Origin of the sequence: [Clostridium] polysaccharolyticum (genome assembly GCF_900111595.1) — a bacterium.
GTDB classification, from domain to species: domain Bacteria; phylum Bacillota; class Clostridia; order Lachnospirales; family Lachnospiraceae; genus Clostridium_AI; species Clostridium_AI polysaccharolyticum.
Map to the genome: position 1 here is coordinate 1 of NZ_FOHN01000034.1, position 19962 is coordinate 19962.

Annotated in this window: 23 protein-coding genes; 2 read left to right on the top strand and 21 right to left on the bottom strand. The window is 35.1% G+C overall.

The genetic code is table 11. The features are described 5' to 3' along the window. From BMY85_RS14020 to BMY85_RS14075, 12 genes are all read right to left on the bottom strand, one after another. A partial coding sequence (locus BMY85_RS14020; RefSeq protein WP_177180804.1) for a transposase occupies positions 1–282 on the bottom strand: 282 nt, incomplete at its 3' end. Between the two features lie 81 nt (positions 283–363). Continuing rightward, positions 364–843: a hypothetical protein gene (locus tag BMY85_RS14025; RefSeq protein WP_092478895.1), complete on the bottom strand. Its 480-nt coding sequence runs from the start codon at positions 841–843 to the stop codon at positions 364–366. 85 nt (positions 844–928) lie between these two features. Then, on the bottom strand, positions 929–1381 hold the full coding sequence (locus tag BMY85_RS14030; RefSeq protein ID WP_177180805.1) for a MarR family winged helix-turn-helix transcriptional regulator: 453 nt from the start codon (positions 1379–1381) through the stop codon (positions 929–931). Positions 1382–1474: 93 nt separating this feature from the next. Next, positions 1475–1720 (bottom strand): hypothetical protein, encoded by a 246-nt coding sequence (locus BMY85_RS14035; protein WP_092478897.1) that lies wholly within the window; start codon positions 1718–1720, stop codon positions 1475–1477. Between the two features lie 360 nt (positions 1721–2080). Next, positions 2081–2515, bottom strand: a complete 435-nt coding sequence (locus tag BMY85_RS14040; RefSeq protein ID WP_092478898.1) for an ACT domain-containing protein — start codon at positions 2513–2515, stop codon at positions 2081–2083. A 15-nt stretch (positions 2516–2530) separates the two neighbouring features. Then, entirely contained in the window at positions 2531–3829 is a 1299-nt protein-coding gene (locus tag BMY85_RS14045) for a phenylacetate--CoA ligase family protein (protein WP_092478899.1), read from the bottom strand. A gap of 17 nt (positions 3830–3846) precedes the next feature. Beyond that, the gene (locus BMY85_RS14050; protein ID WP_092478900.1) at positions 3847–4416 is read right to left on the bottom strand and encodes an indolepyruvate oxidoreductase subunit beta; all 570 of its coding nucleotides are present in this window, start codon (positions 4414–4416) and stop codon (positions 3847–3849) included. Position 4417: 1 nt separating this feature from the next. Continuing rightward, complete coding sequence (iorA, locus tag BMY85_RS14055) at positions 4418–6154, bottom strand: indolepyruvate ferredoxin oxidoreductase subunit alpha (RefSeq protein WP_092478901.1); 1737 nt, start codon at positions 6152–6154, stop codon at positions 4418–4420. 93 nt (positions 6155–6247) lie between these two features. Then, the gene (locus tag BMY85_RS14060) at positions 6248–7732 is read right to left on the bottom strand and encodes a sodium:solute symporter family transporter (RefSeq protein WP_092478902.1); all 1485 of its coding nucleotides are present in this window, start codon (positions 7730–7732) and stop codon (positions 6248–6250) included. A gap of 166 nt (positions 7733–7898) precedes the next feature. Further along, positions 7899–8855 (bottom strand): hypothetical protein, encoded by a 957-nt coding sequence (locus BMY85_RS14065; RefSeq protein ID WP_092478903.1) that lies wholly within the window; start codon positions 8853–8855, stop codon positions 7899–7901. Between the two features lie 10 nt (positions 8856–8865). Then, a complete protein-coding gene (locus BMY85_RS14070) occupies positions 8866–9951 on the bottom strand; it encodes an AAA family ATPase (RefSeq protein ID WP_092478904.1) in 1086 nt (361 codons plus the stop codon). Beyond that, positions 9944–11212 carry a DUF262 domain-containing protein gene (locus tag BMY85_RS14075; protein WP_092478905.1) on the bottom strand — a complete coding sequence of 423 codons (1269 nt, stop codon included), beginning with the start codon at positions 11210–11212 and terminating at the stop codon, positions 9944–9946. The genes BMY85_RS14070 and BMY85_RS14075 overlap by 8 nt, the downstream gene beginning before the upstream one ends. A 66-nt stretch (positions 11213–11278) precedes the next feature. On the opposite strand from BMY85_RS14075, the gene BMY85_RS14080 reads away from it, so the two are divergent. Beyond that, on the top strand, positions 11279–11464 hold the full coding sequence (locus BMY85_RS14080) for a hypothetical protein (protein WP_092478906.1): 186 nt from the start codon (positions 11279–11281) through the stop codon (positions 11462–11464). A gap of 16 nt (positions 11465–11480) precedes the next feature. Here BMY85_RS14080 and BMY85_RS14085 read toward each other — a convergent pair whose 3' ends face one another. From BMY85_RS14085 to BMY85_RS14105, 5 genes are all read right to left on the bottom strand, one after another. Beyond that, a complete protein-coding gene (locus BMY85_RS14085) occupies positions 11481–12284 on the bottom strand; it encodes a glycerophosphodiester phosphodiesterase family protein (RefSeq protein WP_092478923.1) in 804 nt (267 codons plus the stop codon). Positions 12285–12405: 121 nt separating this feature from the next. After that, a complete protein-coding gene (locus tag BMY85_RS14090) occupies positions 12406–13578 on the bottom strand; it encodes an ABC transporter permease (RefSeq protein ID WP_092478907.1) in 1173 nt (390 codons plus the stop codon). Then, positions 13575–14351 carry an ABC transporter ATP-binding protein gene (locus tag BMY85_RS14095; protein WP_092478908.1) on the bottom strand — a complete coding sequence of 259 codons (777 nt, stop codon included), beginning with the start codon at positions 14349–14351 and terminating at the stop codon, positions 13575–13577. The genes BMY85_RS14090 and BMY85_RS14095 overlap by 4 nt, the downstream gene beginning before the upstream one ends. 117 nt (positions 14352–14468) lie before the next feature. After that, entirely contained in the window at positions 14469–14990 is a 522-nt protein-coding gene (locus tag BMY85_RS14100) for a spore maturation protein (RefSeq protein WP_092478909.1), read from the bottom strand. Positions 14991–14994: 4 nt separating this feature from the next. After that, the gene (locus BMY85_RS14105; protein WP_092478910.1) at positions 14995–15579 is read right to left on the bottom strand and encodes a nucleoside recognition protein; all 585 of its coding nucleotides are present in this window, start codon (positions 15577–15579) and stop codon (positions 14995–14997) included. A gap of 512 nt (positions 15580–16091) precedes the next feature. Between BMY85_RS14105 and BMY85_RS14110 the strand changes: the two genes are divergently transcribed. Next, a complete protein-coding gene (locus tag BMY85_RS14110) occupies positions 16092–16349 on the top strand; it encodes an AbrB/MazE/SpoVT family DNA-binding domain-containing protein (RefSeq protein WP_092478911.1) in 258 nt (85 codons plus the stop codon). A gap of 100 nt (positions 16350–16449) precedes the next feature. Here BMY85_RS14110 and rsmI read toward each other — a convergent pair whose 3' ends face one another. From rsmI to holB, 4 genes are read right to left on the bottom strand one after another with little or no spacing between them, the layout of a single operon-like run. Then, entirely contained in the window at positions 16450–17292 is an 843-nt protein-coding gene (gene rsmI / locus BMY85_RS14115) for a 16S rRNA (cytidine(1402)-2'-O)-methyltransferase (RefSeq protein WP_092478912.1), read from the bottom strand. Positions 17293–17304: 12 nt separating this feature from the next. Further along, complete coding sequence (locus BMY85_RS14120; protein ID WP_092478913.1) at positions 17305–18045, bottom strand: tRNA1(Val) (adenine(37)-N6)-methyltransferase; 741 nt, start codon at positions 18043–18045, stop codon at positions 17305–17307. 10 nt (positions 18046–18055) lie between these two features. Continuing rightward, positions 18056–18958, bottom strand: coding sequence for a PSP1 domain-containing protein (locus BMY85_RS14125; protein ID WP_092478914.1), 903 nt, complete (start codon positions 18956–18958; stop codon positions 18056–18058). Then, positions 18951–19946, bottom strand: coding sequence for a DNA polymerase III subunit delta' (gene holB / locus BMY85_RS14130; protein WP_092478915.1), 996 nt, complete (start codon positions 19944–19946; stop codon positions 18951–18953). Before holB ends, BMY85_RS14125 begins: the two co-directional genes overlap by 8 nt. Positions 19947–19962: the final 16 nt, after the last annotated feature.

The following is a 19962-nucleotide window of genomic DNA, read 5'->3' on the forward strand; positions in this document are numbered from 1 at the left end:
AATTGCAGGCTCAAACTCCCCATTCCTGTCTCGTGGAATATCCAGCTTAAGTTCGCCCAGTGTACTTTTCACAGTTTTAGGGTAGTGACCGTTTCGTTTGTTATCAGTATTGGCTTCGTTTTTCTGGTTTTTATCGTATCCAAGGGAAACATCCAGTTCCGCTTCCAAAAGTTCTTGAAGCAGGTCTTTAAAGCTCTCCTTGAGCAGAGCAGAAACGTCACCAACGCTTTTTAAGTCATTTTCTTTGATAATTTGTCGTAATACTTCTTTTTGAATTGCCATAATAAAGGCTCCTTCCTGATAAGATTCTATATCTGATTCTTACCAAGAAGAAGCCATTTATTACCATAGACACAAACTTTATTACAGTCCCCATTCTTCTTTTATAGCTCTCGCCATTGTTAACATATTACTAACGTGTTCATTAGGTTGAGCCTGTTCCAATGAAGTAATTGTGTTTGTTAAGTTAGACTTATTTACTTCATTGTTTTGTATTAATTCTCCTCTTAACCCGTATTGTTCACCATGATGAATTCCACACCCATCTGGCCATGCATGTAAATGCATAAACCCACCACCTTTAGTAACAAAAATACCCTTTTTGCCATCTGACACACTCAAAATGCCTTTTTTGTTAGCAATTTTTTTAACTTCGCCTGCAACGCCTTTTGCTCTTTGCACAACCCCACTTTTTTTCAACTGCACTGGCCTGTTTCTTTGTATTTCCTGATGCATGCTGCTAACCGAGTTTGCCGTACTTGATTTCGTAGTATCTGACTTTTTCTGTTTCACATTCTCCCGCTTTGCTTGTACTGTTCCCCTTTTTTCTTTTTCTATATACATCCTATTTCTCCCCATGTATAATTGAACTTTCCTACAAAAATATTGAACTGACACCTGCATGATGGTATCAATTCAATATTTTTTCTTACTTATTTAAATCTGGATTATAGGCACCAATAAAAAACTGAATCTTTTTAAGCATTTGGATTAAATCTTCTACCTGTCCTTTATTCAGTCCCTTAGTAATACATTTTACCATTTCCAAATGAAACATGCTATGGCTATTAAAAGCTCGCTGTCCCTTTTCACTTAGTGAAACCAGTACAACTCTTTTATCTTCTTTACTTCTAAGACGTTCTACATAACCCTTTTTTACCAGGTTATTAATTGCTATTGTTAATGTCCCAACAGTTACTCTAAGCTTTTTTGCTAAGGTTGACATATTCTTAATTTCACTGTTTCCTATTGCATCAATAATATGCATATCATTTTTTGAAATGTCCTTAAATTCTCCCTTAATCAAAGCACGTTCTTCTAAGTCTATGATATCATCAAATAAACCTACCAGAAGTTCATTTACCGCTGTATTGGAATCCACATTTTCACCTACTTTATTCCAAGAATATGATTCCATTATACAATAGAAAAAAACTCCAATCAAGAAAGTTATACTAAACCGAGAAACTTTATCTTAGGCTTGAGAATCAAATTGGGGTTGATCTGCTAAAAAATCTTCCGTTGCGTATATCGTATATACATATGTGCGTAATCCAGCCTCTTCTTCATGTACTCTCTGCTTTTTCTTTGTTAAGAATACTTGCTGGAAACTATCTTGTTCTGACTGAGAATTCACATCCTGTTTAAGCTTCCGGCTTTTTGTTGCATGATAAATAGGAATAACACGTTTTATATTACTAACATAAACGTCTGCTTTCATCGCCCCCTAACTACAAGAACAAGAAAACCTGATATATCAACCTTAGCAATATTATTATATGTATATTTTACCAGATTATCTTGTTCCAGTTAATACTTTTTGTAAATTAATTATAACACATTCCTTTATTCTACTATTTTGTATTGTTTTTATTGTATAATTATCATGATTATTTATATATTTTCTTTGGTATTTTCATCTATTGCTCATAATCCCATATCGAATATGTAAAAACAGTTTGGATAATTTGCATAACGAAATTGTATACAAGGAAAGGTAACGGAATTTCTTAGATAAATCAAAAAAACCATCTATGGAAACCTGTAATTCCACATAGATGGTTTTTCGCCTTTTTTGATATTATTCGTTAATGGAATATGCCTCATCTGGTCCGAATACATCCAGATTATTTTCTTTCAAAGTAGTGACTGCTTTTTCTGAATCACTTACTTTCACAATCATAGAAGCATTATCTTTTCCAGTAGCTAGAGCATACATGTATTCAATATTTAAATCCGCACTATAAATTACTTTTAACAGTTTCTGCAGCATTCCAACTTCATGGGGAAGACGAACAGCAATTACATCTGTCAGCATTGCAGAAAATCCATTTTCTTTTAATACCTGTTTTCCCTTGTCTGGGTCAGAAACAATCATCCGAAGCACTCCATATTCCGATGTATCTGCCAAAGTAAGTGAAACAATATTAATATTTTCTTTTGCTAAAACCTCTGTGACTTGTTCTAATCGTCCTTCACGATTTTCAATAAATACAGATAGTTGTTTTATATACATGATAATCCCCTCTTTTTAAATAAGTTGACGTTTATCAATTACTCTTTTTGCCTTTCCCTCACTTCTTTCAAGTGTTCTTGGCTCTACTAATTTTACTTTTACTGCTAAGCCTATTGCCTGCTGGATTACATGGGCAATTTTCTTTGTTAAGCCTTCTAACTGCTTAATCTCATCAGAGAAAAATCTTTCTTCCACTTCAACAAGCACTTCAAGAGTATCATGATTATTTACACGATCTACAATCATTAAGTAGTGAGGTGTTGTCTCACCGATTTCTAATAAAGCAGATTCAATCTGAGATGGGAATACGTTTACTCCACGGATGATAAGCATATCATCTGAACGTCCTTTAAATCTGGAAATTCTTGCACTGGTCCTTCCACACTCACATTTTTCATAACTGATACTTGTCAAGTCCTTCGTACGGTAACGAAGCAAAGGAAGTGCTTCCTTAGTAAGTGTTGTAATTGCTAATTCTCCAAGTTCCCCCTCAGCTACTGGCTGTAATGTCTCTGGACTAATAATTTCCGGCATAAAGTAATCTTCCCAGATGTGAAGTCCCTTATGATAGCTGCAGTCAGCTGCTACACCTGGTCCCATTATTTCGCTTAAACCATAAATATCATGAGCAGAAATATGAAGCCTTTCTTCTATTTCCTTTCTCATGTTTTCTGTCCAAGGCTCTGCACCACAAATTGCAGCTTTTAGCTGAATTTTATCGATCTTATTCATTTCTTCCAGTGTTTCAGCTATATGCAGTAAATAAGAAGGTGTACATGCAATGGCATTTACTCCAAAGTCCTCCATCATAGTTACAAGTTTTTTGGTATTACCAGTTGACATTGGCACAACAGTTGCTCCTAGGTTCTCTGCACCGTAGTGAGCCCCTAATCCCCCTGTAAATAGCCCATATCCATATGCAATCTGAATAATATCGTTTTTATGTATTCCCGCCATAGTCAATACACGTGCTACACATTCAGACCATATTTCTATGTCCCTTCTTGTATAACCAACAATCGTTGCTTTTCCTGTTGTTCCCGAAGATGCATGTATACGCACAACTTCAGATTGTGGAACGGCAAAAAGTCCAAATGGATAATTATCTCTCAAATCATCTTTTGTAGTATATGGAAGCTTAGTAATATCTTCAATTCCCTTAATATCACCTGGCTCCAGGCCAATCTTTTGCATTTTATTACGATAAAACTCCACATTATGATATACATGGTTTACGGTCTTTACTAATCTTGCACTTTGAAGTGCACTCATTTCATCCCTGCTCATGCACTCTTTTGTTTCGTTCCAGATCATCTCATCTTCCCCTTTTCCTAAAGTTGATATCCCACTGCAAATGCTTTCTTATTAATATCAATTGTTTTAGGTTTAACGGTTTTCTCTATTACTGCATACCAGTCTTCTTCTGAGAAATCCATATGCTGCGCTGCCAAACCTAATACAATTGTATTAAACACTTTTGTATTTCCTAACTTACGAGCTTCAGACATTGCATCTACTGGAAGTACTTTATATGTCTTACTTAACTCTTCTATTACGTCTTCAGGGTACTCTGCTGCACCTGTAACAACAGTAATTGGTTCAATTTTCTGGTCATTTACAATAATAACGCCATCCTTTTTTAAAAAATGTGCGTAACGTTTTGCTTCTAACTTTTCAAATGCAATTAGAACGTCTGCCTGACCTTCTTCTACAATAGGTTCTGCAACTGACTCTCCATAACGTACATATGTAACAACACTTCCTCCACGCTGAGCCATACCATGTACTTCTGACAGTTTTACATCATACCCGGCCTGAATTGTAATTCCACCTAAAATACGGCTTGTTAGCAAAGTTCCTTGTCCACCGACACCTACGATCATAATGTTCTTTGTTGCCATATTATTCACCCACCTTTTCAATTGCTTCAAATTTACAAAGCTGCTGACAAAGTCCACATCCATTACACATAGTGTCATCGATTGAAATAACACCTTCTCTGCTCATTGTAATTGCAGGACATCCTGGTTTTAAACAGGCTTTACATTTTTTACACTTGTCTGGGTTTGCAACACATCTTACTTTAGATGCAGGTACTTTAAAGATACAAGGTGTCTTTGTAATAATGACAGAAACCTCATCTTTAGCTACTTCTTCTTTTATTAATTTCTCTAATCCCTCTAAATCAAATGCATTAATTTCTGTTACATTCTTAACGCCAATTGCTCTACATAATTCAGGAATGCTTACTGCGTTGGTATCTTCACCTTGTAGTGTTTTACCAGTTGCAGCATGATCCTGATGTCCCGTCATACCAGTAGTAGAGTTATCTAAAATCATAACGGTACCAGTACCCTTATTGTATACCATGTTAATTAGAGAGTTTACACCTGTATGCATAAAGGTGGAATCACCAATAACTGCAACCCAATCCTTAATGTATTCCTTGCCTTTTGCTTTTTCCATACCATGAAGGGAGCTGATACTTGCTCCCATGCAGATTGTAGTATCTACTACATTTAATGGAGCTACTGCACCTAGTGTATAACATCCAATATCTCCAGCGGCATGGATTTTTAACTTTTTAAGCACTGAGTATACGCTTCTATGTGGACATCCTGGACATAGAATAGGCGGTCTTGCCGGCACCTGTGCTGGTTTTGTTAAATCCAGGTCTTCTCCAAGAATAGCTTTTCTAAGCATATTGGCACTATATTCCCCCTGTACAGTAAAGATTTCCTTACCGATACAGGAAATGCCCCAGGATTTAACCTGAGTTTCAATTACAGGGTCTAATTCTTCTACTATGTATAAAGTATCTACTTTCTTTGCAAAGTCTTCAATTAATTTACGTGGCAAAGGATTCACCATACCAAGTTTTAAAACTGATGCATTAGGCAATGCTTCTTTTACGTACTGATATGGAATACCACTGGAAATAACTCCAATTTTTGTATCGTTCATTTCTACGCGGTTAATTGGGAACTGGCATCCTTCTTCAATCATTGCCTTAGTTCTTTCTTCCACTGCTATATGTCTAAGTTTCGCCATTCCTGGCATCATAACATTTTTCTGAATATTTCTTTCATACACCTTATCTTCTGGCTCTACTCTATCTTCTAATGTAACTGTACCTTGTGAATGGGATAATCTTGTAGTTGTTCTTAAAATAACTGGTGTATCGTATTTTTCACTCATCTCAAAAGCAAATTTCATAAAATCTTTTGCTTCCTGGCTATCGGATGGTTCAATCACTGGAACCTGTGCTGCACGGCCAATACATCTGGTATCCTGCTCATTCTGTGAACTATACAGTCCAGGATCATCTGCCGCTACTAATACCAAACCGCCTGTTGCACCTATATAGGAAACTGTGTATAGAGGGTCTGCTGCTACATTTACGCCAACATGCTTCATGGATGCCATTGCACGAACTCCGCTAATAGACGCACCAATTGCAACTTCCATTGCAACTTTTTCATTCGGAGACCACTCACAATAAATTTCCTTGTATTGCACAAGATTTTCACTGATTTCTGTACTTGGAGTTCCTGGATAAGCTGCCGAAACCTTAACGCCTGCCTCATACGCACCTCTGGCTATTGCTTCATTTCCTAGCATAATTTTCTTCTCTGCCACTGTTTATTTCCTTCCTTTCATATGTAGATCTTACAGTAAAAGTATAACATAACAATACAGAAAAAAATATCTTTATTGTGCATTTTCAGTGAATTAATTTACGTCTTTCATATTAAAGATATAGGCTACATGTTTATCTTCCATCCTCTTTGTTGCCAAGCTTACTGCAATTAGCACTAAATTTGGCAGTACAATGGAGGCTGCACTCATAGTGGTAATATAAGGGCTGTTTAACCCAAAAATACATACACTTCCGATCATAATCAAGACAGCAGATACCATACTTATATATACGCCAGCCTTTGTAGCACGTTTCCAGTATAGTCCTAATAAATAAGGAGCAAGCAGGCTTCCAGAAACCACACCCCAGGATAAAGCATTTAAGTTAAGAATCGGGCTATTGCCAGTTGCCAGAATATATGCTGCAGCAACAAATAAAATACAGCAGATACGCAATAGCAGTACTGTCTGTTTTTCACTGAATTTATCTTTTGCTACTGGTTTTACCAAGTCCATAACAAATGTTGTACTAGAGGCTAAAACTAAAGATGCCAAAGTTGACATAGAAGCTGCCAGAATAACAATTAGTAAAACCGCTAATACAATTGTTGGCATTAATCCATCCTGTGTCAGCACCAAAGGAATGATTTTATCGAAAATAATGTTTCCCTTGTCGTCTGCAGGTGCTACATTTCCAAGAATCAGACGGCTCATGGAACCCATTGTATACGCACCTGTTGTTACTAATATTGCAAATAAGGTAGATACAATTGTTGCTGTTGGAATAAATTTCTCACTTTTAATTGTATAAAATTTGCTTATCATCTGAGGAAGTCCCCAAGTACCTAAACTGGTCATTAACACTAGCGAAATAAGTGGCAACGCAGTTTTTCCTGTCATAGGCATAATCAAGTCTGGATTAATGGCTTTTAAGTTATGAATGCCATTGGCAATTCCATCTACACTCTTGTAACTTAATATGTATATTACTAATAAAATAATCCCCACAATCATAATACAGCCTTGCACAAAGTCAGCAATAGAAGCTGCTAAAAATCCACCTGCAAACAGATAAACTGCTGTTACTACAGTCATAATGAGCATAATGATTTTTTCATCAATTCCAAATGTAATCTGGAACAGATAACCTAACCCCTTATATACAGAGGCTGCGTAAGGAACTAAGAATACAAAAATGATAAAAGAAGTAATATATCTTAGTTTCTGATCTTTGTAACGAACCCCAATAAACTGTGGCATAGTTGCAACATTAAGACGTTGAGTCATTTCCCTTGTTTTACGTCCTAGTATCTTCCATGCCAGATAAGTACCAAGAAAAGAGTTTCCTGCTACTACCCAAAAAGAGGACAAACCAAATGTCCAGCCATTTTTTCCTGCATGGCCAATTAGAATAACTGCTGAGAAATAAGATGTTCCATAAGAAAAGGCAGACATCCAAGGTGGAATAGAACGGCCTCCTAATGCAAAATCATTTACACTTTTTGTTTTTCTCCTGGTGTATACACTAATCCCAACCATTATCAAAAGGTATACCACCATACAAATTATGTACTCCATAAATCCCTCTCCTTCATGTTGCTGTGTATTCGTTTTTTCTCTTTTGCTTTAAACCGTTACACTTTAACACATTAAATTATTACAGTTAAATTATACATTTAAGGAGATTCTACGTCAACCTGTATTTTAAGAACATATATAGAAGAATTTTTAATTTTCATATTTTCTAATGAAATGTCTGATTCTTTAACTTTTTTCCTATATGAGCAACAATACATGTATTGTTTTCTATATCTGGTTTGAAAAAAATTCTTCCTGCATAGGTACCAGTAAAGCGCAAGTGAAAACTAAATATCTCCTCTTTTCCACTTGGAGTTCGAAATGTATGCTCTTTTTTATAGTGTTTTAATGTTATTTCTGATTCTGGGGTACAGTTCTTTAAAGCATTCACATCAAAGTTTCCTTTTAATTCAGCAAAATAATCATTTAACTCTAGAAGTTTCTTTAGAATCTGCTGAACGTTCATATAATTGCTTTCAGCTTGGAGCTGCCTAACAGCATTATCACAGAACTGGATTGAAGGCAACCACTCTTTACTATGATACAAAATCTCCTTTCCGCATTTTACCGAACGATACCTGCTATTTATCTGCTCTAGATAATCCGTTTTTATATGATACTTGTCCTCCACCTTGCTTACATTAAGAACTGCTACTTTCCTTGGATTCTCGACAGTTTCTAATTCGTACAAATTTGAGTATAATCCCTTTATAAATTTTTCTTTCCAGCACTCATGCGTTGCAAAACTCAAAACAAAATTTCCAGTCTCATAAGCAATTAAACACCCTATTGCATTTAACATCTTGTATTTAAATTCTGAACTTAAAATATCAATTTTTACATCATCTATTTCTCTTCCATCGTAAACAATAGCCTTATTAATAATAGAACGAAATAACCGCTGTTTCTCTCTGTCAACAGTTGGATCATTACGCCATTCTGATATATGGTAGTCTTTTGCTAAAAAAAATGAATTATAATGTTTATCCATCACTAGCGAATCGTTCATAACTACTTTTCTAATTTCCTGATATACCTCTAAAAAATGAGACATTATTTTTTTCCCCTCTTCTCTTCCACAGACAGGAAAATTAGCTGAAAGCTCATTTAATATCATCTGCATACATTTCCTCCTAAAACATCTCGTCAATTGCCTTGTCCCATTCATCAAAGAAACCATCTGGCCAGAAGTTTAGACGACCATCATCATTTACAACTGGATTTTCTACAACTGGTTTCATATTTTCATCTCTTCCAAAATAGTATAATCGTATCTTATCCGGCGTAATTTCCTTATTCAGCACACTCAGCCTTATTCCATTTAAAATATGGTCACTATGTGTCTCCAGTATAACTTGAACTCCTCCACTAGCTGCCTTAGTAATTAACTCCCCCATTTTTCTTTGTCCTTTAGGATGAAGATGAGCTTCTGGATTCTCCAAAATCACCAAGTCCCCTTCTTTTGCTTTTAATAAAGCCACAATAACAGGTAATATGTATGAAATCCCAAATCCGACGTTTTGTGGACTGTAGGAATATATAATATCGCCACCTGTTTGCCGAATCTGTATTCCCATTAAATTTGCACGTTCATAGTCATCAAAACTGATCTTTAATCCAGGCGATATTTCACTTAACCATTTTTCAGCCTGAATACGGAGCATATTAATCTTCTCAAAGGGATGTAAAACAGCTGTATTCTGTAGCTGCATATTTTCATTCTCATACAAAAAGTGTACTGCATACTCCCCATGTACTCCCATATCTTCCTTTTCATGAACATGGAAGTAGGACTTTTGATAACTGCTTCTTGGTCCAAGCCTTTCTGCTGATAGAAACTCAAAACCACGTCCAAACAGATTCATTTTTCCTACTGCTCCTTTTTCGCTCTGCTGTACCTTTAAGAAGTCTGCGTCACTTTCATATTGAATACTCCATATAAATTTCTGCTTATCTTCAATACCAATTTGAAACGGGTCATCTCTTCCTGCCATACTGTTCAACAGATTCTTTCCTAGTCCAATTTTTGTATAATCATTATTCAAGAAAATACCTCTGTTTAAGAATCCATTTTCATAAGAATTACGCAAAAGAAGCAATGCTTGAATAACCGTTGATTTTCCCATACTATTCATTCCAGATAGTAATGTTAAATTTTCCAGTTCTAACTCTAACTCCTGAAAACATTTAAAATTACTTAAATACAATTTTTTAAGCATTTAATACCTCCTTAATCAGTTGCGAAACACTATTCATCCTCTTTAGAAAGGAACCTCTGTCACTTGCTTTAATAGTTTGAAGAAACGCATCTGATTCACAAAGTCTAATAAAACGCTGTTGAATTATCTCTCTTCTTTCAATCAGTGTCCTTCTCTGATCATAATCTAGTTCAAACAGCCCCCTGCACCAAATTTCATAAACAGCTTTATTAATAGGACGCAAGCGAGAATCTGTTGCCATTTTACGAAATGCATAACGTCCAAATATTCTATCCGCCAAATCAAATATTTCTTCCATTTTTTCCTTTATATCATTCTTTATTTTCCATCCGTCCTTATTTATGTAATCCATAGTTTCATTCAAAAACTCTTCTGGAAGACCATTATATCTATCTATTCCATAATAACAGACAGCTATAAAACGTAAAACAAACTCATGGTCTTGCATCCTGTCTTTACGAATACGGTTGCCCAAAATAATTAAAAACACATTATTAGCCGTCAGCTCTTTTAAAACAGCAGTTGCCTTTCCCTGATATAATGCATGTCTAATCTCTTGAGTGGTTAATTCCAAGCCTCCTGTGTTAATTCTTTTAAATATATTGTACTTTACATTGACTGGTGTACCTGGATTTATCTTATATGCTATAATATTTGTTTCTTCTATTCTTCTTGTAAAAGTCCTAGGCAGTTTATCAAACGTAATCCCTTCTAAATCGTGGAAGAATTCTAAACCTGTTAGTTTTAGCGTCTTGTCTACTATAAACTCTTTTAAAGCAGTAATTCTTTGTAATCCATCAATAATCAGCCAGTTATCCTCTTTACTTGCATCAAAATAAAAAGCAGGAAGTGGAATATTAAGTAACAAAGATTCGATTAACTGACTTTTCTGAATATTACTCCACAATCCACTTTTTCTTTGAAATTCTGTATTTAGGTTCACTTCTTCATTTTGAATACGTTTAATTAAATTATCCATGCTCAGCCTATCCATTGATATATCAATCTCTTTTGGATTAAATGGCTGAATCTGATCTACTATATTTACCGTTTCATCTTCAATTTCTACCTCATCTGTTATCAGCTCAATTCCACTCTGGTTTAAAAAACATTTCATTTCGTCTAAAATGTCGTCTGTTCTCTTAGCTTCTGGCAAGCCTGCAAATATATTAAAAAATGTTACTGCATTAATCTTATAACCATGTTCCTTTCCTATGTTTGCAAGCTGCTGTAACTCCTTTTTTATTTTCTCAGTTAGCATATGTATAGCTCCCTTCTAACGTGTATATACTAAAATATAATATAGCTTAAACAAGGGGGATTGTAAATGATAAGGGATTATGTAATAAAAATTTATCTTACTCCAGATAAAACTGAATGCCCAGATTCACCTTATTACTGGTGTCTTCTTGTTTTGTATGAGGACTGGTGTAATGAAGGCAGTGGCTGGGCTAAAACACCTGAAATAGCTTTTCAAGATGGTTATCGCTATTACCAGGATACAATTTTATAAGTATAGAATTATTTTATTATATATAAAAATTTTCAAATATAATCACATCAAATCTTTTCTCTGCTTTTGCCTTCTGTTCCTTGGATCGAACTGTCCACGCAGCAGTAGGGCAATGAAATACTTTATGACATACATTTAAAGATAACTCCTTCTGATGCCTCCAGTTATATGAAACAAAGTCAGGACGACATACAAAATTGAATATTAAATGCTGCTGTAGAAATGAACCGATTTCTCTTATTATGGTTTTCTGCCTATGGTAACTTTCTGCTAACTGGCCACGTATCACATCTGGCCTATGCTTTTTATACCACCTCAAAGTCAGAGGGTGAAAACACTGGATAAAATACTCCCCTTTATACTCTTTTAAAATATCATTAGCATAAGGTGCAATTAAATCCTTCCAGCTCTTAGACTTTAGTTCTACTAGAAGTGGCACTTTTCCATTTACAAGCTTAAGAACGTCTGAAAATAAGGGAATCGTCTGCTCTGAATCCAATAATAGATATTTCTGTAACTCTTTGAAAGTCAGATCACAGACTCTTTTGTCCACTCCACACATTCTCCTTAAGTCAAAGTCATGGAATACTACAACTTTGTTATCTCGAGTCAGCTGTATATCCAGCTCTATACCATAACCTAACTCCACAGCCCGCTCAAAAGCAGGCATAGAATTTTCAGGAACTACTACTTTTTTATTATGTAACCCTCTATGTGCAAATCTGCACCCTTTCAGCTTACTATAATCTGGTCTATGTATTATACGTGGTACAATACAGTATAGATAGAAAACTATCAGAACTCCTGACACATAAAGCATTTCATTCCCTCCCAAGTCAATAATAAATTCTTTACAGTGAAATTTCTTTCTTAAAGATATAACGGAATTTTTTAATATAAAAAAGAAGCAGCAAGCTTTCACACTTGATGCTCCATCTGTTTTATGAAAACATTACTTTTTCACTATTAAACATCTTAGACAAAATAAAACATAATACAGCCGTTACCACTAAATTGGCTCCAATAGTAATTCCCACATTTGCCATACTGTAGGTAAAGCCAAAAATACCACTCATACACTGCACACTATTATAAACTGGAATTAAGAAGAAATAGTGTGCCTTCGGTGTACCATTTCCAAACATTGAAGTGATTCCAACTAAAATGATAACCACCATGATTGGTGAGATGTAGGTTGTAGCTTCTTTTACTGTCTTAGCAAAGGCAGATACAATTGATAAGATTCCAACAATAATAAGTACTGTTGAGAAAATTACGCAAAGAAGAACCAGATAATCTTTTACTTCATATACAGAAGCACTCATGGATGCTTCACCTTGCATAAGCTTAGGCATGGATAACAAAGTTCCAATAAAACTGGATGTTCCGCAAAGAAGTCCTAGCACACTTAAACTAATAATTTTACCAAGTGCAATATCACTTCTTTTTGTAGGAGAAACCAGCAGTTTTGCAATTGTTCCCCTTTCCTTTTCACCTGCAATGGATTCAGGAGCAATAGCCATACAGCCACTGAAAATAAACACAAGTAACAGCATTGGAAGGATTGTTGAAAAAAACATTCCTGTTGAATCCTTATCTGTCGCTAAGTCATATTTTTGTTCACCACTATTAATATCAAACTTATTACAGATACTTCCTTCATATTGTACAAGAACTTCTTCCACTGCAGTATACATATTACTAGATTCTGTATCTGCTGAGTTATAATATAATTGTACTTCAGGAGCACAACTTGAAGATGTTAAGTTATCATATGCCGCTACCTGTGCATCAAAATCTTTTGGAAATACTGCAAGCAAGTCAGCTTCTTTTCCCTGTACATCTTCTTTCATCTTATCTAAGTCTTTTTCCTTTTGTATATCCAAAGACATTTCATCAAATGCAGGCTTCAGAGAATCTGGCATATTCACAATATATACTTTTGAAACATAATCCTCTGCAACCGTAAACTGATTCATAAGTCCATCTCCCATAAAGGAATATAGAACATATATCATAAGTGCTGGTAAAATTAATGTGGAAAATACCATTCTTGGATCCCCAAAAAAACGGCTAAATTCCTTTTTCACAACTGTCATTACTTTTGATTTCATTCTGTTTCACCCACCGTTTCCTCATAAATTTCGAAGAATCTGTCCTCTAAGGTACTTTCTCCAACGATTTTAGTCAGTTCATCGCAAACAGCCATTTTTCCATTAATTATAATCCCAACGCGATCACATATTTTTTCAATTAAGTTAAAAATATGTGTAGATATAATAATGGTCTTTCCCTGTTTCTTTAACTCTACTAAGAAGTCAGTTACTACCTTTGCCGTTAATACATCAAGTCCATTAGTAGGTTCATCAAATATAATAATTTCCGGATTATGTACCAGTGATATTACAAGAGATACTTTTTGTTTCATACCTGTTGACAGATCCGAAACCTTTACCTCTGCAAATTTATCAATTCCAAACTTCTCAAATAATCTTTTCTTTCGCTCTTCTCTTTCTTTTACTGGCACATCAAACAAATCTGAGAAGAAATCATATAAATAATTTGGTGTAAAAAACTCTTCTAATTTTAATTCACTTGTAAGAAAACCTATTCTTCTTCGGACTTTATCTGGCTGTTTTATAATACTACAGCCATCAATAACTGCTTCACCCTGATCTGGTTTTATTAAAGTAGATAACATTCGTAATGTTGTAGTCTTTCCAGCTCCATTAGGTCCTAATAAACCAAATACTTCACCTTTTTTTACACTAAATGACAAATCGTTTACAGCAACTTTTAACTTCTGCTTTGTTTTCTCAATCTTCTGTTGCTTTTTTGTTAGTGTAAATGTCTTCTTTAACCCTTTAACACTAATTATCTGTTCCATTCTAAATCCTTTCTTCGTTTTTTATTTCCTTATACTTACAGCAAATTTCCATATGTACAAAGACAATTCCATTATACATGATATTATTTTAATTGCCAAATCTTATTTATGCATGATTTATAAATTCACAAGCCACACACTGGCAGCTATTCCTGCAAATGTTGCAACTAAGGCACCTGGCAGAGTATATCTTGTTTTTTTCACCTTAGCAGTCATAAAATAGATTGATAATGTATAAAAAATAGTTTCTGAACAGCTCATAAGAATTGAGCCAAGTCTTCCCAAATAGGAATCTGGTCCATAATTTTTATACACATCCAGCAGCAAACTAGTAGATGCAGAAGAAGAAAACATTTTCACAACAACTAGTGGCACCAGCTCAGAAGGAAAATGTAATCTTTCTACAAAAGGCTTTAAAAAATCTGATATAATATCTAAAGTGCCAGAGGCCCGCAAAATACCAATTGCCACCATTAGTCCAATTAGTGTTGGCAAAACTCCTTTAACCACCTTAAATCCATCCTCTGCTCCCTTGACAAACTCATCATATGCGTCCGTCTTCTGCAAAAGTCCATACCCTATTATATATAAAACGACAAAAGGTATTATAAAATTCGATATATACATTAAAAAATTCATGTCTCTACCCCCTTTGGCTTAGCTTTCTTGCAACAATAGAAAATGCAGCTCCAGCCAACGTAGAAAACGTTGTAGCTAAAATTGCAGTAGCAATAATATCAGCAGGGTTAGGAGCTCCATACCTGCTTCGGTATGTAATTATGTTCACTGGAATAAGCTGTAAAGACGAAATATTAATAATAAGAAACGTACACATATCTACACTTGCTACTTCCCTATCGTGATTTAACTTCCTAAGCTCCATCATTGCTTTCAGTCCGAAAGGTGTTGATGCCCATCCAAGTCCAAGTATATTTGCCACCATATTAGAACAAATATACTCCCTTGCAACATGTCCTTTAGGGATACTTGGAAACAGCAGCTGGATTACTGGACTAAGGAGTTTTGTTAATCCATCAATAATTCCACACTTTTTTGCAACCTGCATGATTCCCGTCCAAAGAGCTACTCCTCCCAGCATAACTATACATAAGGAAACTGCTTCATTCGCTGAGTTTATGCAAGCCACACTAACCTCTTCCATTTTTCCAGTTAGTGCACCCACTACAATACCTATTACTATCATAAATCCCCACAAGTAATTTAACATACTTCATTCTCTCCTCACTTCTGCTTATATTATTTCATGTCATAGCTACCTAACTTATTTCAATATATTTAGATTCCTTTGATATTATCACTTGACCAGCAAGAAAATTTCTCCTTTTGCTGATTGATTTTTTTAATAAAATATTGTATTATTTGTAGTTGAATGTAAAACCAATGTTTCTTTTTTTACACTGGATTATTTTAATGAGTAAAATTTTAGATTTGGAAATTAATTCAAACAAAATTTACCTTAATTCTTATAATTATCTCATTTTCAAGCAAATTCCCCTTGCACAATATTTTAAGAAAACGCCAAACCCATAGTATTTACTGGATTTATGGCAATTTATTTTCGAGAAAAATATATGTAAATTTATTCCATTTTACATTATTTACTGTTTTTTTACTTCTGAACGATTAAAATAGTGCTATATCGGCATAAGATATTAAATTGTATATTTTGCCCATTAGTGTTATATTGGATTCATAAATAAAAAAAAGGAGCAATGATAAATGAAAAGTACAGGTATAGTAAGAAAATTAGACGAACTTGGACGTATCACACTTCCAATCGAATTAAGAAGAACATTAGGTGTTGGCGAAAGAGATCCATTGGAAATCTACGTAGATGAAGACAAAATCATCTTAACAAAATACGAACCAACAGATATCTTTACAGGTGAAAAGAACGAATTATTTGATTTCTGTGGAAAGAAAGTTTCTAAAGACTCCATCGTTCAGCTTGCAAAAATTGCTGGTATTCTTGACTAATTTAAATTACATAATAGTCTAGATAAAAAAGCAGATAGGATCCCTCTCCTAACTGCTTTTTTATTTCAGCCCAAGAATGTGCAAAACTCATACTTTGTTCCTATTCCGCTATTAACTGCTGGTATACATCTCTTTTAGAAATTCTGCGATCTGAGGCTACAGCTTTCATAGCTTCTTTCTTAGACATTCCCTTATCTAGATAAATCTGCATGTGATCCTCTAGCGTGATCTCATCCCATTTATGAATCTCTTCCTCTTGAAGTTCTTCCTGAGAACGACCTTCAATTACTAACACAAACTCGCCTTTCGGATCATTTTTCTCGTAATAAGCAATTGCTTCTTGTATTGTTGTTCGGAAAATATTTTCATAACGTTTAGTAAGTTCTTTACAAATGGATAATTTTCTATCTCCAATCCACTCCAAAAGTTCCACCAATGTCTTCTTCAGCCGGTGAGGTGCCTCGTACATAATAATTGTCCTAGTCTCTCTTTGAAAGGATTCTAAAACTGCTTTTCTTTCTTTCTTATCTGTAGGCAAAAAGGCTTCAAAGACGAAACGCCTTGTGGCCTGTCCAGAAATAATTAAGGCATTGACAAATGCCACTGGACCTGGAACTGCTGTGACAGTTATTCCTGCATCCAATGCACGCTTTACCAGTTCTTCCCCTGGATCTGAAATGCCTGGTGTTCCTGCATCCGTTATTTCTGCAATATCCATTCCCTCCAAAAGCTTCCCTACTAAGTAATCTGCCTTTTCATATTTATTAAATTCATGGTAACTGGTCATTGGAGTTTTTATATCAAAATGATTTAATAACTTAATACTATTTCTTGTGTCTTCTGCTGCTATTAAATCAACTTCATTTAAAATACGAACAGCTCGATATGTCATATCTTCTAAGTTTCCTATTGGTGTAGCACATAAATACAATGTTCCGCTCATAACTCTCCTTCCTTACTCATAGCCATATATCTCAAGAATTTCCTTGGTATATACGTTTACGTCTTCATATACTACTAAAGGCGGTTCGATTGTAACTCGTGATTTTCCACCTTTAACTGCCTCAATTAAAACCATATTCGGTTCTTTATCCTGATATGGATGTACAAAACGGATACGCTTTGCCTCTAATTTATATTTAGACAATGTATTTATAATCTCCACAAGCCTATACGGACGGTGTACCATAAAAAATTTACCGCTCATTTTTAAGAGCCTGGCGCTCTCCCTTACTACATCATCCAACGTACAATAAATCTCATGTCTTGCAATTGCTTTTGGCAAATCAGGATTTACTAACCCATGCTTTCCTATCATATAGGGTGGATTGGTCGTAACAACATCAAAAGAAGCTCCTTCAAAAATATGAGAAGCTTCTTTTATATCTCCTTGTACAATGGATATTTTCTCTTCCAGATTATTAAGCATCACGCTACGCCTTGCCATATCCACACTTTCCTCTTGTAATTCCAGAGCACTAATATGTCCTGCGTCTGTCTTTGCCTCTACCAGAATTGGAATGATCCCTGTACCTGTACCTAAATCCAATACCTTTGCACCACTTTTTACATGGACAAATCCTGAAAGTAAAACTGCATCAATCCCAAAACAAAACTTTTCTGGGTTCTGAATGATCTGATACCCATTACGGTGCAAATCATCCATTCTCTCATTCTGTCTCAATTCTACCTTCATATAAACCTCTTTAATCTATCTTTGAACCAGATTCTCTTCTTTCCAATGCTTCCAATGCCTTAAGTTCATCATCCATAGCGATTTTCTCTTTTTTACGCTTTGGTGTAAATTTAAGGTCTGATACCATGTATTCACGTACTTCCTTTTCATCATTATCAAGTGTAACTACTACTTTTACAAGCTGCTTTAACACACTTACGCTTTGTACTTCACCTTTTAACTGGTCTATGGTCTCTACGTGATCTCCCACGGAAGGAAGTTTACTATTTAATTCCTCATAAGCTTCCTGCTCATTTTTCAGACAGCACATAAGTCTTCCGCAGACTCCCGAAATCTTGGTAGGATTTAAAGAAAGATTCTGTTCTTTTGCCATTTTTATAGACACTGGTGCAAACTCACTTAAAAATGTATTGCAGCATAAAGGTCTTCCACAGATTCCTACACCACCTACAATCTTTGTTTCGTCTCTAACACCAATCTGACGTAACTCTATTCTTGTCTTAAATATTGCCGCCAGATCTTTTACTAAGTCACGGAAATCAATTCTTCCATCTGCTGTAAAATAAAAAAGCAGCTTATTATTATCAAATGTATATTCACAGTCAATCAGTTTCATTTCAAGACCATGCTTTGCTATTTTTTCAAGACAGATATCAAATGCTCCAATTTCCTTTTCCCTGTTATGAACTTCAATGACATCGTCTTCTTCTGTGGCAATACGGATAACTGGTTTTAAAGGCTGAATAATTTTTTCTTCTTCTACCTCCCTGTTCCCAATTACCACCTTCCCATACTCTATTCCTCTGGCTGTTTCAACAATTACGTTTGTCCCAACATCAATTACCAGATCAGCTGGATCAAAGAAATATATTTTTCCTGCCTTACGGAACCTGACACCTATTACTTTAATCATTCCCATTCTCCTTTATTACGAGCAGCATTAGTTCCATTGCAATATCAAAATTCACATTAGCTCTTAAACGCTCTTTTGCCTTATCCATAGCCCTTAATACTTTTTCAATTCCATCATAACCAATCTTCTCAGCTTGTCTCTTTATATACGGATACTCCGAACGAAATAGAAGCTGGTTTGGATTTCCACTCGCCTTATATAATAAAATATCCCGATACCATAACATCATAATATCAATATAATCATAAATATCCATCTTATGTTCTCCTAGCTGCTTAACCCCCTCTAGGATTTCATAAACCTGCATGCTTTCTACATACTTTAGCAGATGAAGAATTTTATCCTTAGACTCATTAAATTCTTCCGATGTAGAATAGCGTACCGCCTTTCCTAAATTTCCTTGGGAAAACCTTGCACTAAGCTCCGCATTATAATCTGGTACCTGATACTCTTTCATTAAATAATCTCTAATTAATTCAGTAGATACTGGCTTTAGATCCAGCGTTACGCACCGTGATAAAATTGTAGGAAGCAGCTTATTCTTATTAGTTGCCAGAAGCATAATAATTCCATACGCTGGCGGCTCCTCAATGGTTTTTAACAAGGCATTCTGTGCCTGCTCTGTCATTTTATCTGCATCTGCTACAATATAAATTTTATACTTACTGCTATATGGTTTTATTTCAATATCTGCATTTAACTGAGTTCTAATATCCTCAACACTAATACTTGCCTTCTCATGTAACACCTTAATAATGTCTGGATGATTACCTGAACCAGCCTGCAGACATGATTTACACTTACCACAAGGATTTTTCTCATGTTCCTCACATTGAAGTGCTGCTGCAAAGATATCTGCTAACATCTTTTTCCCTGAACCGTTTTCACCATTCAGTATATATGCATGTGAAATTCTGTCTTTCTCAATTGCCATCTGCATATGTTCAATCACTTGTTCATGACCAATAACATCTTCAAACTTTTTCATCCTGCCATCATCCCTC